Annotated in this window: 16 protein-coding genes; 8 read left to right on the top strand and 8 right to left on the bottom strand. The window is 75.6% G+C overall.

Going from position 1 to position 15655, the window contains the following annotated elements:
• Positions 1 to 2 precede the first annotated feature (2 nt).
• Positions 3 to 1070 carry a HAMP domain-containing sensor histidine kinase gene (locus tag LCD35_RS00285; RefSeq protein ID WP_255613932.1) on the top strand — a complete coding sequence of 356 codons (1068 nt, stop codon included), beginning with the start codon at positions 3 to 5 and terminating at the stop codon, positions 1068 to 1070.
• 48 nt (positions 1071 to 1118) lie between these two features.
• Here LCD35_RS00285 and LCD35_RS00290 read toward each other — a convergent pair whose 3' ends face one another.
• The 5 genes from LCD35_RS00290 to LCD35_RS00310 all read right to left on the bottom strand — a co-directional run bounded on the left by LCD35_RS00290 (position 1119) and on the right by LCD35_RS00310 (position 5174).
• Positions 1119 to 1991, bottom strand: a complete 873-nt coding sequence (locus LCD35_RS00290) for a sucrase ferredoxin (protein ID WP_224957638.1) — start codon at positions 1989 to 1991, stop codon at positions 1119 to 1121.
• On the bottom strand, positions 1988 to 3244 hold the full coding sequence (locus LCD35_RS00295; protein ID WP_225043539.1) for a JmjC domain-containing protein: 1257 nt from the start codon (positions 3242 to 3244) through the stop codon (positions 1988 to 1990). Before LCD35_RS00295 ends, LCD35_RS00290 begins: the two co-directional genes overlap by 4 nt.
• Positions 3234 to 3527 (bottom strand): hypothetical protein, encoded by a 294-nt coding sequence (locus LCD35_RS00300; RefSeq protein ID WP_224957640.1) that lies wholly within the window; start codon positions 3525 to 3527, stop codon positions 3234 to 3236. The genes LCD35_RS00295 and LCD35_RS00300 overlap by 11 nt, the downstream gene beginning before the upstream one ends.
• A gap of 77 nt (positions 3528 to 3604) precedes the next feature.
• Entirely contained in the window at positions 3605 to 4279 is a 675-nt protein-coding gene (locus LCD35_RS00305; RefSeq protein ID WP_225043540.1) for a GNAT family N-acetyltransferase, read from the bottom strand.
• A 202-nt stretch (positions 4280 to 4481) separates the two neighbouring features.
• Positions 4482 to 5174, bottom strand: coding sequence for a FadR/GntR family transcriptional regulator (locus tag LCD35_RS00310; protein WP_224957622.1), 693 nt, complete (start codon positions 5172 to 5174; stop codon positions 4482 to 4484).
• A 154-nt stretch (positions 5175 to 5328) separates the two neighbouring features.
• Between LCD35_RS00310 and LCD35_RS00315 the strand changes: the two genes are divergently transcribed.
• The 5 genes from LCD35_RS00315 to LCD35_RS00335 all read left to right on the top strand — a co-directional run bounded on the left by LCD35_RS00315 (position 5329) and on the right by LCD35_RS00335 (position 10644).
• Positions 5329 to 5760, top strand: coding sequence for a VOC family protein (locus LCD35_RS00315; RefSeq protein WP_224957623.1), 432 nt, complete (start codon positions 5329 to 5331; stop codon positions 5758 to 5760).
• A gap of 83 nt (positions 5761 to 5843) precedes the next feature.
• A complete protein-coding gene (locus tag LCD35_RS00320; protein ID WP_225043541.1) occupies positions 5844 to 7229 on the top strand; it encodes a GntP family permease in 1386 nt (461 codons plus the stop codon).
• Between the two features lie 34 nt (positions 7230 to 7263).
• Complete coding sequence (locus LCD35_RS00325; protein ID WP_224965821.1) at positions 7264 to 8361, top strand: isocitrate/isopropylmalate dehydrogenase family protein; 1098 nt, start codon at positions 7264 to 7266, stop codon at positions 8359 to 8361.
• Between the two features lies 1 nt (position 8362).
• On the top strand, positions 8363 to 9817 hold the full coding sequence (locus LCD35_RS00330) for a four-carbon acid sugar kinase family protein (RefSeq protein ID WP_224965822.1): 1455 nt from the start codon (positions 8363 to 8365) through the stop codon (positions 9815 to 9817).
• Positions 9811 to 10644: a class II fructose-bisphosphate aldolase gene (locus tag LCD35_RS00335; RefSeq protein WP_224965823.1), complete on the top strand. Its 834-nt coding sequence runs from the start codon at positions 9811 to 9813 to the stop codon at positions 10642 to 10644. The genes LCD35_RS00330 and LCD35_RS00335 overlap by 7 nt, the downstream gene beginning before the upstream one ends.
• 75 nt (positions 10645 to 10719) lie before the next feature.
• On the opposite strand, the gene LCD35_RS00340 is transcribed toward LCD35_RS00335, so the two are convergent.
• Positions 10720 to 11766 (bottom strand): Lrp/AsnC family transcriptional regulator, encoded by a 1047-nt coding sequence (locus LCD35_RS00340; protein ID WP_224977723.1) that lies wholly within the window; start codon positions 11764 to 11766, stop codon positions 10720 to 10722.
• 67 nt (positions 11767 to 11833) lie between these two features.
• On the opposite strand from LCD35_RS00340, the gene LCD35_RS00345 reads away from it, so the two are divergent.
• Entirely contained in the window at positions 11834 to 12541 is a 708-nt protein-coding gene (locus LCD35_RS00345) for an SDR family NAD(P)-dependent oxidoreductase (protein ID WP_224957631.1), read from the top strand.
• Complete coding sequence (locus LCD35_RS00350; protein ID WP_224957632.1) at positions 12538 to 13545, top strand: amidohydrolase family protein; 1008 nt, start codon at positions 12538 to 12540, stop codon at positions 13543 to 13545. The genes LCD35_RS00345 and LCD35_RS00350 overlap by 4 nt, the downstream gene beginning before the upstream one ends.
• Here the strand turns inward: LCD35_RS00350 and LCD35_RS00355 are convergent.
• Positions 13542 to 13997: a hypothetical protein gene (locus LCD35_RS00355; RefSeq protein ID WP_224957633.1), complete on the bottom strand. Its 456-nt coding sequence runs from the start codon at positions 13995 to 13997 to the stop codon at positions 13542 to 13544. The two genes, LCD35_RS00350 and LCD35_RS00355, sit on opposite strands and share 4 nt — an antisense overlap.
• 38 nt (positions 13998 to 14035) lie before the next feature.
• The gene (locus LCD35_RS00360) at positions 14036 to 15526 is read right to left on the bottom strand and encodes an FAD-dependent oxidoreductase (RefSeq protein ID WP_224957634.1); all 1491 of its coding nucleotides are present in this window, start codon (positions 15524 to 15526) and stop codon (positions 14036 to 14038) included.
• Between the last annotated feature and the right edge of the window lie 129 nt (positions 15527 to 15655).

Here is a 15655-nt window from a genome sequence, read left to right on the forward strand (position 1 = left end):
GGATGAGCGCCCGGTTCAAGCTGGCCGTGAGCTACGCCGGGTTCCTCGTCGTCGCGAGCGCCCTGCTGCTCGCCGTGGTGTGGGTGTTCCTGCTGCGCTACGTCCCGGAGCAGGTGAACACGCCGGGCGGTTTCGTGCCGGGACGCCGGGACCTGGTGCGCGCGTTCGCCCCGAAGGCGGCGCTGGTGCTGCTGGCGGTGCTGGTGTTCGGCCTGGTCGGCGGCTGGTTCCTCGCCGGGCGGATGTTGTCGCCGCTGCGCCGGATCGGCGCGGCCGCGCGGCTGGCGGCGGACGGTTCGCTCTCGCACCGGATCCGGTTGCCGGGGCGGCGGGACGAGTTCCGAGACCTCGCCGACGTCTTCGACGCCATGCTCGCGCAGCTGGAGGCGCACACCGCGGAGCAGCGGCGGTTCGCCGCGAACGCCTCGCACGAGCTGCGCACCCCGCTGGCGATCTCGCGGACGCTGCTCGACGTGGCCAGCCACGACCCGGATCCGGACGTGGACGCGCTCGTCACCCGGCTGCGGCAGGTCAACACCAGGGCGGTGGAGCTGACGGAGGCCCTGCTGCTGCTCGCCCGCGCCGACCGGGGTTCCTTCAGCAGCGAACCGGTCGACCTGTCGCTGCTGGTGGACGAGGCGGTCGAGACGTCGCTGCCGCTGGCCGAGCGGCGCGGTGTCGAGCTCGACGCGGGCGGGGACGCGGCGTGGGCGTCCGGTTCGGCGGCGCTGCTGCTGCCGATGGTGACGAACCTCGTGCAGAACGCGATCGTGCACAACCTGCCCGGCGGGGGTGCGGTGCGGGTGCGCACCGAGGCGCGGCCGGACGTCGCGGTGCTGCTGGTCGAGAACACCGGCGCGGTCCTCCCGCCGGAGGTGGTGGGGACGTTGACCGAGCCGTTCCAGCGCGGTGCGGAGCGGGTGCGCGACGACGAGCACGCGGGCGTCGGGCTCGGCTTGGCGATCGTGCGCAGCGTCGTGCGCGCCCACGACGGGATCCTCGACGTGGCGCCCCGGCCCGGTGGTGGTCTCCGCATCACCGCCGAACTGCCCGCGGCGCGCCCGAGCTGACCCGCCCGGTCTCCGGCCGCGGACCGGGCCGGAAGCGGAGTCCGGCGGTCAGCCGCGCAGGTCGAGGAGGTCGAACACGCGCATCCGGCCGGGTGCGGTGGCCGCGCAGGTCAACGGTCTCCCGGTGGCGACCCACCGCTCGCGCAGCCGCACCGCGACGTCCGGATCGGCGAGTTCCACCCGCCAGCCGGCGTCCCCGTCGGGTTCGACGGCGACGGGCCGCAGCTCGTCCACGCCGGTCGCCCCGGTGGCGGCCCGCGCGTGGTGCTGCGCGGCCTGCGCGGCCGGGGGCAGCGAGGTGCGGCCGCGCACCCAGCGGGCGTCGAGGTTCCCGGCGGCGTAGTCGCGCGCGGCCCCGACCGCGTCCACCGCCGGGATGCCGCCGAGCGCGTAGCCGTGCGGCAGCAGCACCAGCGCTGGCGCGAACCGGCAGCCGCCGAGGTGGCTGCACTCCCACGTGCCGCCGGGCGCCGCCGCGGCGAGGGCCGCGGCCACCGGCCGGCCGCGCACCGCGCAGCAGGTGTCGTGCCTGCCGTGCGCGCACACCAGGTTCAGCGGCCCCGCGACGGGTTCGCCGGGTGCGTCCACCGCGTCGACCAGTTCGGCGGCCGAGGCGACCGCGCCGCCCCGGACGGATTCGCGTCCCGGCCGGGAGTCCACCCGGAACCAGCGGCGGACCGCTCCGCTCGCGTTGCGCCCGGGCCGGCGCACCAGCAGCACGCGCGCGCCCGCGTCGGCGGCCCACCCGGTGATCGCGGTGACGACGGCCGGGTCGAGCCCGGACCCGGTGAGCGCGTCCCGCCCCCACGGCCCGGGGTGTTCGAGGAGGAACCACCGCTGCGCGGGCGGCGCCGATCCCTCCAGCGGGTCGCCCGCGGCCTCGGCGACGAAGGAGCAGCGCGGCCAGTGGTGCCCGGTCACGGGAGGGCCGCGGGGACGAGCACGCCCTCCCGCAGCAGCCTGCGGACCAGCACCACCTGATCGGCCTCGTCCAGCCCGGGCAGCTCGCCCACCCGGAACGTGCCGCCGGTGAGCAGTTCGCGCACGGCGTCCGCGGTGTCCGCGGGCAGCGCGAGCCGCCGGTCCGGCAGCTCCAGCACCACCTCGTCCGCGCCGTCGACGACCCGGTGGCGCAGCCCGGCGCGCCGCCGCACGACGTCCCCGGCCGCCAGCCCGCCGGCGAACTCGGCGGTGGCGACCGGCCGCACCGGTTCGGGACGTCCGCCGGACCAGACCCGGCCGCGGACGCGGCGCGCGACGTCGTCGGCGGGCACGTCCCGCAACGCGCGGGTGAGCGCCGTGCGCACCGCGTCGAGGTGCGGGGCGAGCTCCGCGGGGTCGGCGACGTCGATGCCCAGCGGCAGCGAGGCCCGCAGCTCCGGGTCCCGCGCGCAGAGCGCGGTCAGCGCCTCCACCAGCGCGAACCTGGTCAGCACGTGCACGCCCACCGTCAGGTGCGCCGACACGTCGCCGAGCGCGGTCGCGGCGTGCAGCCAGCCGCGCGGCAGGTACATCGCGTCGCCCGGCTCCAGCACCGCGTCGATCTCCGGAGCCTCGTCGCGCGCGCGTGCGGCGACGGCCGAGGCGTGGGCGTTCCACGGCTGGTCGCGCAGCGGGTCCGGGTGCACGGGCGCGTGCACCGTCCAGTGCTTGCGCCCGGCGAGCTGCAGCACGAACACGTCGTGCACGTCGTAGTGGGCGGCGAACCCGCGGGAGGACGGCGGCGTCACGTACGCGTTGGCCTGCACCGGGTGGCCGAGTTCCGCGGCGAGGTCGGTGGTGAGGTCGATGACGCCGGACCAGGTCCGGTGCAGCGCCTGCAGCACCACGGTGGTCCCCTCGGCGAACAGCGCGGCGACCTGGTCGTCGCGCACCTGGTCGCCGATCTCGGCGCCCACCCCGCCTGGCCCGGTGAACGATCCGGAGTCGACGACCTCGCCCTGCTTGGCGAGGCGCAGGAACGGGGTGCGCAGCCCGCGGCGGGAGAGCAGTTCGTCGACACCGTCGAGGTCGAGCACGTCCCGGAACGAGTCCGGGTCGGCGCCGCGCCGCAGCAGCGGTTCGCGGCCCCAGTGCCGCCGGGCGAACGCGTCCACGTCGGGCCCCACGACGCGGGAGAGCGCCGCCGCGGGTGCGGCGGCGCCCTCCACGGGGCTGCTCAGTTCAGCGGGCACCGCTGTCGGCTCCGCCGTCCGCCCCACCGTCGTGCTGGCCGGGCGTGCCGCGGCCGGTCCCCGAGTCGGCGGGCCCTTCGGCCGAGCCGTCGGCGCCCCCGTCGTGCTGGCCCGGTGTGCCGCGCCCGGCGCCGGAGTCGGCCGGGCCCTCGGCGCCTCCGTCGGCTCCGCCGTCCGCGCCGCCGTCGTGCTGGCCGGGCGTGCCGCGTCCGGCGCCGGAGTCGGCCGGGCCCTCCGGTCCGCCGCTGCCCGAACTTCTGATGTCATCGTCGTCGAGAGCCACCTGAGCCTCCTCGGTCGTGCGCGGTCACCGCCAGTGCTCCTCCCGATTACCCGGCGCCGCGCGAAATATGCCGTGGATCAGGGGACGCGGTGGCCGCGGAAGGTCACCGGCTTGCGGGTCCGGAAACCGAGCCGCTCGTAGAGCCCGAGAGCCGCGGTGTTGGTGTCGGTGACGTGCAGGAAGGCCCGTTCGCCACGCGCCGCGATGCGCCCGGCCAGCGTGCGGACCAGCCGGGCCGCGTGCCCGCGCCCGCGCGCTTCGGGCGCGGTGCACACGGCGCTGATCTCCGTCCAGCCCGGCGGCCGGAGCCGTTCGCCCGCCATCGCCACCAGCGCGCCGCCCTCGCGGATGCCCAGGTAGGTGCCGAGTTCCCGGGTGCGCGGCCAGAACGGTCCCGGCTCGGTCCGGGCGACCAGGTCGAGCATCGCGGGCACGTCCGCGACGCCCAGTTCGACCACGTCGGTGCCAGGACCGACGGGGGCGGGCTCGGCGGGGCCGATCAGCTGCCGGGCTTCGAGCGCGAACACCGGTTCCCAGCCGGGCGGCGGCACCGCTTCGGAGCTGAACATGTCGGCGAGCGCCCCGGAACCGAGCAGCCGCGCCAGGTCGTCCCACGCCGCCGGTCCCGGTTCGGCGACCGCCGCGAACGTCGTCACCCCGGGCAGGTACGTCGCCGCCGTCCCGCACCACCGAGCGAGGTGCGCGTGCCGCCCCCGCAACGACGCCAGCACCGGCTCATCCAGCACGTCCACCGCTCGCCCTTTCCTTCCTGTCAGCGGCGAAGCCGCTGAGCAAACGACCACCTGAGCAACAGGACCACCCGCGGGTTCTCAGCTGCTTCCACGCGAGGACAGCGTTTTCTCCTGTGGCGGAGCCACCGGTGAAAACGATCCCGCAGCGAGGAAGCAGCTGAGGTTCCGCCACCCCAGGTACTCAGCAAACCGAGTCGAACATTCAGTCCCCATGCCAGTAGCCGAACACCGCGCTGAGGTGGCTCGCCATCGCGGCGCGCGCCGCGTCGGGGTCGTGCGCGGTGATGGCGTCGACGATGGCCTGGTGCGAGTCGCAGGCCTCCTGGTGGGCGGCGCGCAGGGTGAGGTTGTGCTCGCGCACCCGGATCAGCCCGCCGCGCAGCGAGGACAGCAGCAGGCTGAAGATCTCGTTGCCCGCCATGACGCTGACCAGCCGGTGGAACTCGAAGTCGGCGGCGACGGCGCGGGCCACGTCCTCGCCGCTGGCGCGCAGCTCGTCGTTGGCGGCGCTGAGCAGGCGGGCGGTCTCGGCGTCGCCGCGTTCGGCGGCGGCGCCCGCGGCGTGCACCTCGATCACCTCGCGGACCTCGTGGATCGAGCGGTAGTCGAGGTCGTTGTCCCGCAGGTACAGGAAGAGCGCTTCCTGCGCGCGTTCCGGTGCGACCGCGGTGATGCGCAGTCCGCTGCCGCCGCGGGAGGCGATCAGGCCGCGCCCGGTCAGGTTGCTCATGGCTTCGCGCAGCGCCGTCCGGGAGACGCCGTACTCGGTGGCGAGGTCGCGTTCGGCGGGCAGCCGGTCGCCGGGCCGCAGCCTGCCGTCCAGGATGCGCCGCAGCAGCCCCGCCACCACCTCGTCCGAGCGGCGGATCTCGCCGGGTGCGGTGTCCTCGGCCACTGGTCGTGCTCCTTCCCGCGGAGGTCGCGTGCTCGCCGATCCTAGAGATCGGCCGGGGTGTGGACATCGGGCGCACCGGTTTGCTAGAAAACCTGTCATACCAATTGGTCGACCAAGGAGGTTCCGGTGCCCGCCACCGCCCACGAGGCCACCCGTGGCTGAGCCGCTCGTCCCCGCGGGCCCGATCGACCACGTCGCGCTCATCACCGGCGACGCCGACCGCACCGCCCGCTGGTACGCGGAGCACCTGGGCCTGCACGTCGTCCGGGACGAGTTCGTCGACGCGGTCGGGGTCCGGCTGGTCTGGCTCTACCCGCGCGGCTGCTCGCCCGGGGGGACCGCCGCCGGGCTCCAGCTGCTCGAACCGCACCGCCCCGGGCCGCCGCTGACCCACCTGCGGGAGCGCGGCGAAGGGCTGCACCACTTCTGCTTCGCCGTCGACGACCTCGACGCGGTGCTGCGCTCGGCCGGGCAGCCACCGGAGGACGCCTTCACCGGTGGATTCGGGCTGCCGTGCGCGTTCCTCGCCGAATCCGCGGGCGGCGAACTCGTCGAACTCGTCCAACGCCCGGCCCCGCCGGCCTGATCCCGCACGACCTTTCGCAACGACGCAAAAGGAATGGACAGCAGCATGCAACCGGACCACGCGCGTTCTCGCGCAGGTGCGCCGTGATCGGCGCGCAAGCCGCCGCCACGGCACCGCTCACCGGGCACGACATCCGCCTCATGGCGGTCCTGCTCGGCGGGATCGTCTTCGTCGCCGTCGCCGTCAGCGCGCTCAAGCTGCACCCGGTGCTGGCGCTGCTCAGCGGCGGCGTGCTGGTGGGGCTGGCCGCCGGGCTCGGCGTCACCGGCACCGTCGAAGGGCTCACCACCGGCATCGGCAAGACGCTCGGCGAGACCGGGGTGCTGATCGCGCTGGGCGCCATGTTCGGCGCGGTGCTGTCCGAATCCGGGGCGGCCTCGCGGATCGTGCAGACCCTGACCGGCGGGGTGGGCGTGCGGGGACTGCCCTGGGTGGTGCTCGCCGCGTCCGTCCTCATCGGACTCCCGATGTTCTTCGAAGTCGGGTTCGTGACGCTGATCCCGGTGGTGCTGCTGCTCGCGCGGCGCACCGGCATCGAGCTCACGCTGCTCGCCTTCCCGCTGCTGGCCGGGCTGGACGCGGCGCAGTGCCTGCTGCCGCCGCACCCCGGCCCGGTCGGCGCGGCCGGAGCGCTCGGGTCCAGCATCGGGCTGGTCCTGGTGCTCGGGCTGGTCGTCGCCGCCCCCGCCGTGCTGCTCACCGGCCCGTGGCTCGGTCGGCTGATGCGGCGCTGGGTGCGGGCGCGTCCGCCCGCCGGGCTGGAGCGGTTGTTCGCCGCCGACGGGAGCGACGTGCCGCGTCCGCCGGGACGCGCCCGCAGCTTCGCGGTGATCCTGCTGCCGGTGCTGCTCATGCTCGGCAAGGCCGCCACCGACCTGTTCTGGGCCGACGGCACCGGGCCGGTGCACGCGGTGGTCGAACTCGCCGGAGAACCGGCCATCGCCCTGCTGATCTCGGTGCTGGTCGCCGTCGTCGTGCTGGGCGGGCTGTCCGGCACGCCCCGCGAAGTGCGCGAGCGCTGGGTCGGCTCGTCGCTGGCGCCGATCGCCGGGATCACCTTCATCGTCGGTGCGGCCGGCGGGTTCAGCCGCGTCATCGTCGAGTCCGGCACCGCCGACGCGGTGCTCGACCTGGCCTCCGGGGCCGGGGTGCCGACGCTGCTGCTGACCTTCGGCATCGCCGCGATCCTGGTCGCCGCGCTCGGCTCCGCCACGGTGGCGGGCGTGACCGCGGCGCCGCTGGTGGCCCCCAGCGTCGGCGCGCTCGACCCGGTCCACCTGGCGCTGCTGGTGCTGGCCGCGGGCGCGGGATCCTCGTTCCTGCTGCACGTCAACAGCGCCGGTTTCTGGCTCAGCAAGGAGTACTTCGGCCTGACCGTCGGCGAGAACCTGCGGGTGTGGACGCTGAGCCACACCGTGCTGTCGTTGACCTCGATGGCCGGGGTGAGCCTGCTGTGGGTCCTGCTGTGAGCCACCGAATTCGCTGCTACCGAAGGGGAATCGCATGACCACCTACCGGATCGCCGTGCTCGGCGGGGACGGGATCGGGCCCGAGACCACCGCCGAAGCGCTCAAGGTCGCCGCGACCGCCGCCGAACTGGGCGGGTTCGGCCTCGACTTCGAGGAGCTCGACGCGAGCGCCGGGCGCTGGCAGCGCACCGGCATCGCCATGCCCGACGAGCAGTACGCGGCCTGCGCCGCCGCGGACGCCATCTACATGGGCGCGATCGGCCTGCCCGAGGCGCGCCATCCGGACGGCCGCGAGGTCAACGGCGACGTCATCTTCCGGCTGCGCTTCGGCCTCGACCTCTACGCCGGGATCCGCCCGGTGCACTCGATCCCGGCGCTGCCGCAGCCGTTGACCCGCGGTGACGGCATCGACTACGTGGTGGTGCGGGAGAACGTCGAAGGCCTCTACGCCTCCCGCGAAGGCGGGACGAACGTGCGCGGCGAGGTCGCCACCGACACCATCGTGATCACTCGGCGGGGCACCGAGAAGGTGGTGCGGCAGGCGTTCGAGCTCGCCCGCTCCCGGCACGCGGCGAACCCGGCGCGCCCGGCGAAGGTGACCTGCGTGGACAAGGCGAACGTGCTGTCCAGCTACGCGTTCTTCCGCGAGGTCTTCGACTCGGTCGCCGACGAGTACCCGGACGTGCAGCGCGATCACGCCTACGTGGACGCGATGACGGCCTACCAGGTGCAGCGCCCGCAGTCGCTGGACGTGCTGGTCGCCGAGAACATGTTCGGCGACATCATCTCCGACCTCGCCGCCGCCACCGTCGGCGGTCTCGGGCTCTCGGGCAGCGGCGACGTGGGCGACGAGCACGGCCTGTTCCAGTCCTCGCACGGTTCGGCGCCGGACATCGCCGGGCAGGGCATCGCGAACCCGGTCGCCGCGGTGCTCTCGGCGGGACTCATGCTGGACTGGCTGGGGCGGCGCCGCGGCGACGAGGGCGCGGTGCGCGCGGGCGCGCTGGTCGAACGCGCCGTGGACGCGGCGCTGCGGGACCCGGCGGGCCGCACCCCCGACCTCGGCGGCTCGGCCTCCACCGTGCAGGCCGGGGACGCGATCGTGCGCGCGCTGAAGGAGCTGGAGTCCTGAGATGACGATCTCCCAGCAGCGGTTGCTCGCCGACGCCCCCGAACCGCGGGACGTCCCGGCCGCCGAGCTGACCGCGGCGGTCGCGGCCGGACGCCGGGTGGTGGTGCTCGACGACGATCCCACCGGCACGCAGAGCATCCGGGACCTGCCGGTGCTCACCGTCTGGACCCGCGAGGACCTGGAGTGGGCCTTCGCGCAGGAGACCCCGGGCTTCTTCGTGCTCACCAACACGCGCAGCCTCGCGCCGCAGGACGCGGCCCGGACCAACCGGGAGGTCGCGCGGGCCGCGCTCGACGTCGCCCGCGACCTCGGCGTCGACTGCGCCTTCGCCAGCCGCGGGGATTCGACGCTGCGCGGGCACTTCCCGCTGGAGACCGACGTCCTCGGTGCGGAGAGCGCGGCCGCCGGGCAGGACGTGGACGGCGTGCTGCTGGTCCCCGCCCTGATCGAACCCGGGCGGATCACCGTCGACTCGGTGCACTGGATGCGGACCGTGGACGGGATGGTGCCGGTCGGTGAGACGGAGTTCGCCCGCGACCGCACCTTCGGCTACCGCAGCTCCGACCTGCGGGACTGGGTGGCGGAGAAGACCGGTGGCCGGGTCCCGCGGGACGCGGTGACCGCGGTGCCGCTGGCCGAGCTGCGCTCCGGCGGGCCGGCGGCGGTCGCCCGCATCCTCGGCGGAATCACCGGCGGGCTGCCGGTCGTCGCCGACGCCGCCACCGACGAGGACCTGCGGGTGCTCGTCGCCGGGTTGCTGCGCGCCGAGGCGGACGGCGGGCGGTTCGTCTACCGCACCGGCCCGTCGTTCGTGCGGGCGCGCACCGGCCAGCGCGCGCACCCGCCCGCGGACCCGGCGGACCTGCGCGCGGCCGAACCGGGCCCGGACGATGCGCGGGACCGGTCGAGCCGCGGGCTGGTGGTCGTCGGCTCGCACGTCGGGCTCACCACCCGCCAGCTCGCCGCGCTGCACGCCGACGGCCGCAGCGCCGAGGCCGAGCTCGACGTGGCCCGGGTGCTCGATCCGGCGGCCTGCGCCGAGCACATCGCGCAGCTGACCGCCCGCGTCGTCGCGCTGCTGCGCGCCGGGGCGGCCGAGGACGTCGTGCTGCGCACCAGCCGCGAGCTGGTCGGCGGCCGCGACGCCGAGCACAGCCTGGAGATCGCCCGCACCGTCAGCGCCGCCCTGGTCGCCGTGGTGCGGTCGGTGCTCGCCGAGGTCCGGCCCGCGTTCGTGCTGGCGAAGGGCGGCATCACCTCCTCGGACGTCGCGACCGGCGGCCTCGGCATCCGCCGGGCGTGGTCGCGCGGCACGCTGCTGCCCGGCACCGCCTCGATCTGGGAACCGGTGTCCGGTCCGGCGACCGGCGTGCCCTACGGCGTGTTCGCGGGGAACGTGGGCGACGAGCACGGCCTGCGCGATGCGGTGCGCAGGCTCCGGGAGGCCGCGTGCTGAGCCGGGGGACGGCCACCCTGCGCGCCGCCGCCGATGGCGGGTGGGCGCTCGGCGCGTTCGCCACCTACAACCTGGAGCAGGTGCAGGCCGTGGTGCGGGCGGGGGAGCGGACCGGGGCACCGGTGCTGCTGCTCGCGGGATCGAGCCACTTCCGGCACGCGGGCCGGCTGCTGGCGACCGTCGCGCTGGCGGCCGCCGCGGACGCCGACGCGGAGGTCGGCGTGCACCTGGATCACTGCCGGGACTTCGCCGAGCTGCGCTGGTGCGCCGAACTCGGCTACACCTCGCTGATGTACGACGGTGCGCACGACCCGTACGAGGACAACGTGGCGGCGACCGCCGAAGCCGTCCGCATCGCCCACGACCACGGTGCCTGGCTGGAGGGCGAGCTGGGCGCGCTCGCCGGGGACGAGGACGTCTCCACCGGCGCCCGGTCCGCGGCGATGACCTCACCCGAGCAGGCCGCGGACTTCGTCGGCCGCACCGGGGTGGACGCGCTGGCCGTCGCCGTCGGCAACGTGCACGGGTTCTCCCCGGACGCGCGGCTGGACCTGGACCGGCTGCGCGCCGTCCGGGCCGCGGTGCCGGTGCCGCTGGTGCTGCACGGGGCGAGCGGGCTGCCCGCCGAGCAGATCCGGAGCGCGGTCGGCTCCGGCGTCGCGAAGATCAACGTGAACGCGGAGCTGCGCCGCGCCCACCTGGAGGCCGTCGCCGAGGCACTGCCCGCGGCGCTGCCCGGATCGGACGCGGTCGCCGTGTGGCGGGCCGGTCGCGACGCGGTGGAGGAACGGGTGGTGGCCGCGATCCGCTCGTTCGGCCCGCGGTGACCGGAACTCGCCGTGCGAGCGGGTGATCGGCCGCCGCGGCGATGGGGTGCCGGCGGCTCCGCGAGGTGGGTGGAGTCAGCGGCGGGGGATTCCCGGGACGGCGAGCCGGTCGTCGTCGACGAGGGTGCCCGCCTGCTTGACGTGCCGGACGAACGGCGACACCTCCACGTCGTGCACGCCCGGCAGCGCGCCGATCCGGTCGGTGGTGAACTCGAAGAGGTCGTCGAAGTTCCGGCAGTGCGCCACGGCGTGCAGGTTGTGCGGCCCGGATACGGCCGCGGCGAACCCGACCTCCGGTTCCCGCGCCAGCGCGCGCCCCACGTCCTTCACCGCCGACGGGTGCACCCGCAGCCACAGGTTCGCCCGCGCGTGCAGGCCCAGCGCGGCCGCGGCGATCTCCACGTCGACGTGCACGACGCGCCGCTCCAGCAGCGCGTGCAGGCGGCGCGCGGCGCGGCCCGGGGTGAGGTCCGCGGCCGCCGCCAGGTCCACGAATCCCGCGCGGCCGTCGGCCGCCAGCGCGGCCAGCAGCCGTTCGTCCGAAGTGGACAACTCGACCGGATCTCCTGCGGTGACGGGGTTTTCCGCGAACGGGTTCCCCGCGGAACCGAGCTCCGCTTCCTCCTGCTCGGTCAGCGCGCCGCGCAGCGCCGCCCAGTGGTGCCCGCGGCCACCGACGAACTGCCGCAGCAGCGCCGCCGCGCGGATGTCGAGCACCGCCGCAGTGCGCGGCAGCCGGCGGCCCAGCAGCTCCTCGCGCTGCTCCCGGGTCCGCGACCGCACCGCGCAGGTCACCTCGGACCCGGCGGCGCCCAGCGCCACCCAGCTCACGTCGTCCCGCTCCGCGAGCGCCTCGGCGATCGCCGCCGCGCTGCCCGGACGGCAGCGCAACCGCACCAGCCACCGGCTCTGCCCCAGCGCGCCCGGATCGACGATGCCCGCGACGCGCAGCACGCCCCCGGTGCGCAGGCGGTGGTAGCGGCGGCGCACCGCTCCCTCGGAGGCGCCGAGCGCCGCCGCGATCGACGCGAACGACGCCCGCGGGTCGATCTGCAGCGCGCGCAGCAGACGCACATCATCGGTGCTCACATCGGCGGATTCGCTCACCAGGGACGGCTCCATTCGCGGAATCCTACGAATCCGGCCGCGGTACGTGCCCGGTCGACACGCCGGGGAGCAGGCTCGGGGCATGACTCCAGAAACGAACGGACCGACCGCGCTCATCGCAGGCGCCTCCCGCGGCCTCGGGCACGCGATGGCCGCCGAACTGCACGAACGGGGGTGGCACGTCATCGGCACCGTCCGGGACAGCACCGCCCGCACCCCGCTGCACGAGCTCGCCGAGCACTCCGGCGGGCGGGTGCGGGTGGAACGGCTCGACGTCACCGAACCCGAGCGGCTGCCCGCGCTGCGCGAGCGGCTCGCCGGGACGCGGCTCGACGTGCTGTTCGTCAACGCGGGCACCACGAACGACGTGCGCACCCCGATCGGCGAGGTCGGCACCACCACCTTCGTCGACGTGATGGTGACCAACGCGCTCGGCCCGGTGCGGGTGCTCGACGCGCTCGCCGACCTCGTGATCCCGGAAGGGCTCCTCGGGGCGATGTCCTCCGGGCAGGGCAGCATCGCGAACGCCGGCACCGGATCCCGCGAGCTGTACCGGGGGAGCAAGGCCGCCCTGAACATGTTCGTGCGCTGCCTCGCCGCCAGGGACTCGGCCGCGCGGCGGTCGTTCCTGCTGCTGGCACCCGGCTGGATCCGCACCGCGCTCGGCGGCCCGGACGCCCGCTACGCGGTGGAGGAGAGCGCGCCGCTGCTGGTGGACGTGCTGCTGTCCAGGCTCGGCGAACCGGGCATCGCCTACCTGGACCGGTTCGGCGAAGCGGTGCCGTGGTGATCGGCGAGCAGACCGTGATCGCGGTCGAGGAGCACTGGGACCTGCCCGCCGCGACGGCCGCGCTGCGCGCGCGGCCCGCCGGCCTGCGCGACGACGCGCTGGTCCTGAGCGAGCACGGCGACCTCGCGGCGCGCCTGGACGATCTCGGGGACGCGCGGATCGCCGACATGGACGCGCAGGGCGTCGACGTGCAGGTGCTGTCCCCGGCGAACCCGCCCGGCACCGGCGCGCTGCCCGCGGCCGAAGCCGTCCCGCTGTGCCGCGACGCGAACGACGCCGCCGCCGAGGCCGTGCGCAGGCACCCGACCCGGTTCCGCGCCTTCGCGACGCTGCCGGTGGTCGCTCCCGCGGTGGCGGCCGACGAACTGCGCCGCGCCGCGCGGCTCGGCCTGGTCGGTGCGGTGGTGCACGGCCGCGCCGCCGACGTGCCGCTCGACGACCCGCGCCACGACGAGCTGTTCGCCACCGCGGAGGCGCTCGGGCTGCCGCTGTTCCTGCATCCCGGCCCGCCCGCGCGCGACGTGCGCGAGGCCGCGTGCTCGGGGTTGGGGGACGCCGTCGGACTGGGGCTGGCGACCTACGGCTGGGGCTGGCACGTCGACGCGGGGACCGCGGCGCTGCGGCTGGTGCTGCGCGGCACCTTCGACCGGTTCCCCGGGCTGCGGCTCGTGCTCGGGCACTGGGGCGAGCTGCTGCCGTTCTGGCTGAGCCGGGCCGATTCCCTGTCCGCGGCGGCGGGACTGCCGCGTACCGTCTCCGAGTACGTCCGCTCGCACGTGCACCTCACCTGCTCGGGGATGCTCGAACCGGCGCTGCTGCGGCACGTGCTGGCGGTGACCGCGGCGGACAGGTTGCTGTTCTCCACCGACCACCCGTTCCAACGGCCCACCGCCGGCGAGATCGCGCGCTTCCTCGGCGAGTTCGCCGACGAGGCGGACCGGCGCCGGTTCTGCTCCGGCAACGCGGCCGAGCTCCTCGGCATCGGGGGACCGGCGGCGGCCTAGCGGAACGCCTCGAAGGTGAGGGCGGTGACGACGCCGTAGGCGAGGTGCGGGACCAGGTCCATCGCCCAGCTCTGCGCGGTCCACCCGCGCGGGTCCGTCACCCCGAGCGCCGTCATCGGCGCCGTACCTGCCGCATTGGCCGCGAGACCCGCGGCGACCGCCATCAGCGGCAGCGGGGCGCGCGGCAGTCCGGTCCGGACGCAGCCGTAGGCGGCGCCCACCCCCAGACCGGCGCCGATGCCCAGCAGCGCACCGAGCCCGGAGCGGCGGTTGTGCACCGCCGACTCACCACCGGGCAGCGCGCCCAAGCGGTGCTCGGCCTCCTGCACGGTCCGCTCCGGGCTGGTGCTGCCCGGCCGGGCGCGCACCGCCATGTCCAGGTAGGTGGCCGTGTTCAGGGCGGTCGTCCCGGCCGCTCCGGCCAGGACGCCGCGGAACAGGTGGTGGTGCACTGGAACCTCCTCGGAGATCGGGCTCGTCGCGCCGCGGGTCAGCGGTGCGGCGTTTTCACGGGCAGCGGGTGCACGGCGGGACCTTCGAGGACCGCGCCGTCCACGTCGAACCGCGAACCGTGGCACGGGCAGTCCCAGCTCCGCTCGTCGTCGTTGAACCGCAGCAGGCAGCCCAGGTGCGTGCACCGCAGCGACACGGCGTGCGCCGCGCCGTCCTCGTCGCGGTACACCCCGGTCAGGTCGGTGCCCTCCCGGACGACCCGGGCGGTGCCGGGCGCGACCTCGTCGGCCGAGCCGACCTGGCCCGCGGTGAGCCGGTCGCCTACGAAGTCCGCGCCGACCTTCAGGTTCATCTTCGCCAACCGCCCCGCCGCACGGGGCGAGACCCGTTGCGGTGCGAAGAACTCCGCCTCCGGCCGGGTGTGGTCCCGCACGATGCGGTCGGTCAGCATCGCGGCGGCCGCCGTGCCGCCGCACAACCCCCATTTCATGAACCCGGTGGCGACGAACACCCGCGTCGAGCCGGGCAGGTACGGGCCGCACAGGGGGAAGTGGTCGTAGGCGGTCGGGTCCTGCGCGGACCAGCGGTGGGTGATCTCGTCGACCGGCCAGTGGCGGCGGGCGAACTCCTCCAGCGCCGCGTACGGCGGGTGCCCGTCGTGCGCGCCGGTGGGGTGGCTCTCCCCGCACACCACGACCAGGTCGCCGACCGACCGCAGCGACCGCTTCGGCGACCGGGCGTTGATCGCCAGCGGCAGCGGCGCGTGCGCACCGACGCGGGCGGCCACGCAGTACGAGCGCTCCGCCTCCAGCCGCGCGAAGTACAGCCCGCGGTCCAGGATCGGGAAGTGCGTCGCCACGACCACCCGGTCCGCGCGCACGACGCCGCCGGAGGTGACGACCTCGCACGGCGAGCCCTGGTGCACGTCGAGCACCCGGGTGCCCTCGAACACCGCGGACCCGTCGCCGTGCACCGCGCGGGCCAGGCCGGCGAGGTAGTCGACCGGCTGGAACTCGACCTGGTCGGCCAGCCGCACCGCGGCGTCGGTGGCGAACGGCAGCTCGGCGGAGTCCGCGAGTTCCACCGGCAGCCCGGCGTTCCGGGCGGCGTCGGCCTCCGCCCGCACCTCGTCGGCTTCGGCCGCGCTCGTCGCGTAGGTGCACGCGGGTCGCCTCCGCAGCTCGCAGTCGATCCCCTCGGCGGACGCCAGTTCGGCGACCAGCTCGACGGCGTCGGCGCAGACCGCGGCGTAGGCGGCGGCCGCGTCGGCACCGCGGTGCGCGCGGATCGTGGAGCACGTCGTGGACTGCAGCGCGGTCACCTTCGCGGTGCTGGACCCGGTCGCGCCGGAACCGGCCCGGTCCGCTTCGAGCACCGCGACCCGGGCGCCCGCCCGCCGCAGCAGCAGCGCCGTCGTCAAGCCGGTGATGCCCGCGCCGAGCACGGCGACGTCGAACCGCCGGTCGCCCGGCAGCGGCGGGTGGGGTTCGGGCCGCCGCGCGGTGTCCCACCACAGCGATCGCGACATGGCGCACTCCTTCGCCCGGGTCTGGTCGTGGCCCAGGCTTCCCACCGGGCGGCCTCCGGCAAACCGGAGCGCGGCCACCGGTGGGCTGGCGGCCCGCATCCGGTTCGGGCGGTCACGGCGCGGCGGCGA

The sequence above is a fragment of the Saccharopolyspora sp. 6V genome (assembly GCF_020176785.1).
GTDB lineage: Bacteria > Actinomycetota > Actinomycetes > Mycobacteriales > Pseudonocardiaceae > Saccharopolyspora_C > Saccharopolyspora_C gregorii.

Coding starts and splice junctions, on each gene's coding strand:
- LCD35_RS00285 (WP_255613932.1), top strand. CDS start 3: ATGAGCGCCCGGTTCAAGCTGGCCGTGAGCTACGCCGGGTTCCTCGTC.
- LCD35_RS00325 (WP_224965821.1), top strand. CDS start 7,264: ATGACCACCTACCGGATCGCCGTGCTCGGCGGGGACGGGATCGGGCCC.
- LCD35_RS00330 (WP_224965822.1), top strand. CDS start 8,363: ATGACGATCTCCCAGCAGCGGTTGCTCGCCGACGCCCCCGAACCGCGG.
- LCD35_RS00340 (WP_224977723.1), bottom strand. CDS start 11,766: ATGGAGCCGTCCCTGGTGAGCGAATCCGCCGATGTGAGCACCGATGAT.
- LCD35_RS00345 (WP_224957631.1), top strand. CDS start 11,834: ATGACTCCAGAAACGAACGGACCGACCGCGCTCATCGCAGGCGCCTCC.
- LCD35_RS00360 (WP_224957634.1), bottom strand. CDS start 15,526: ATGTCGCGATCGCTGTGGTGGGACACCGCGCGGCGGCCCGAACCCCAC.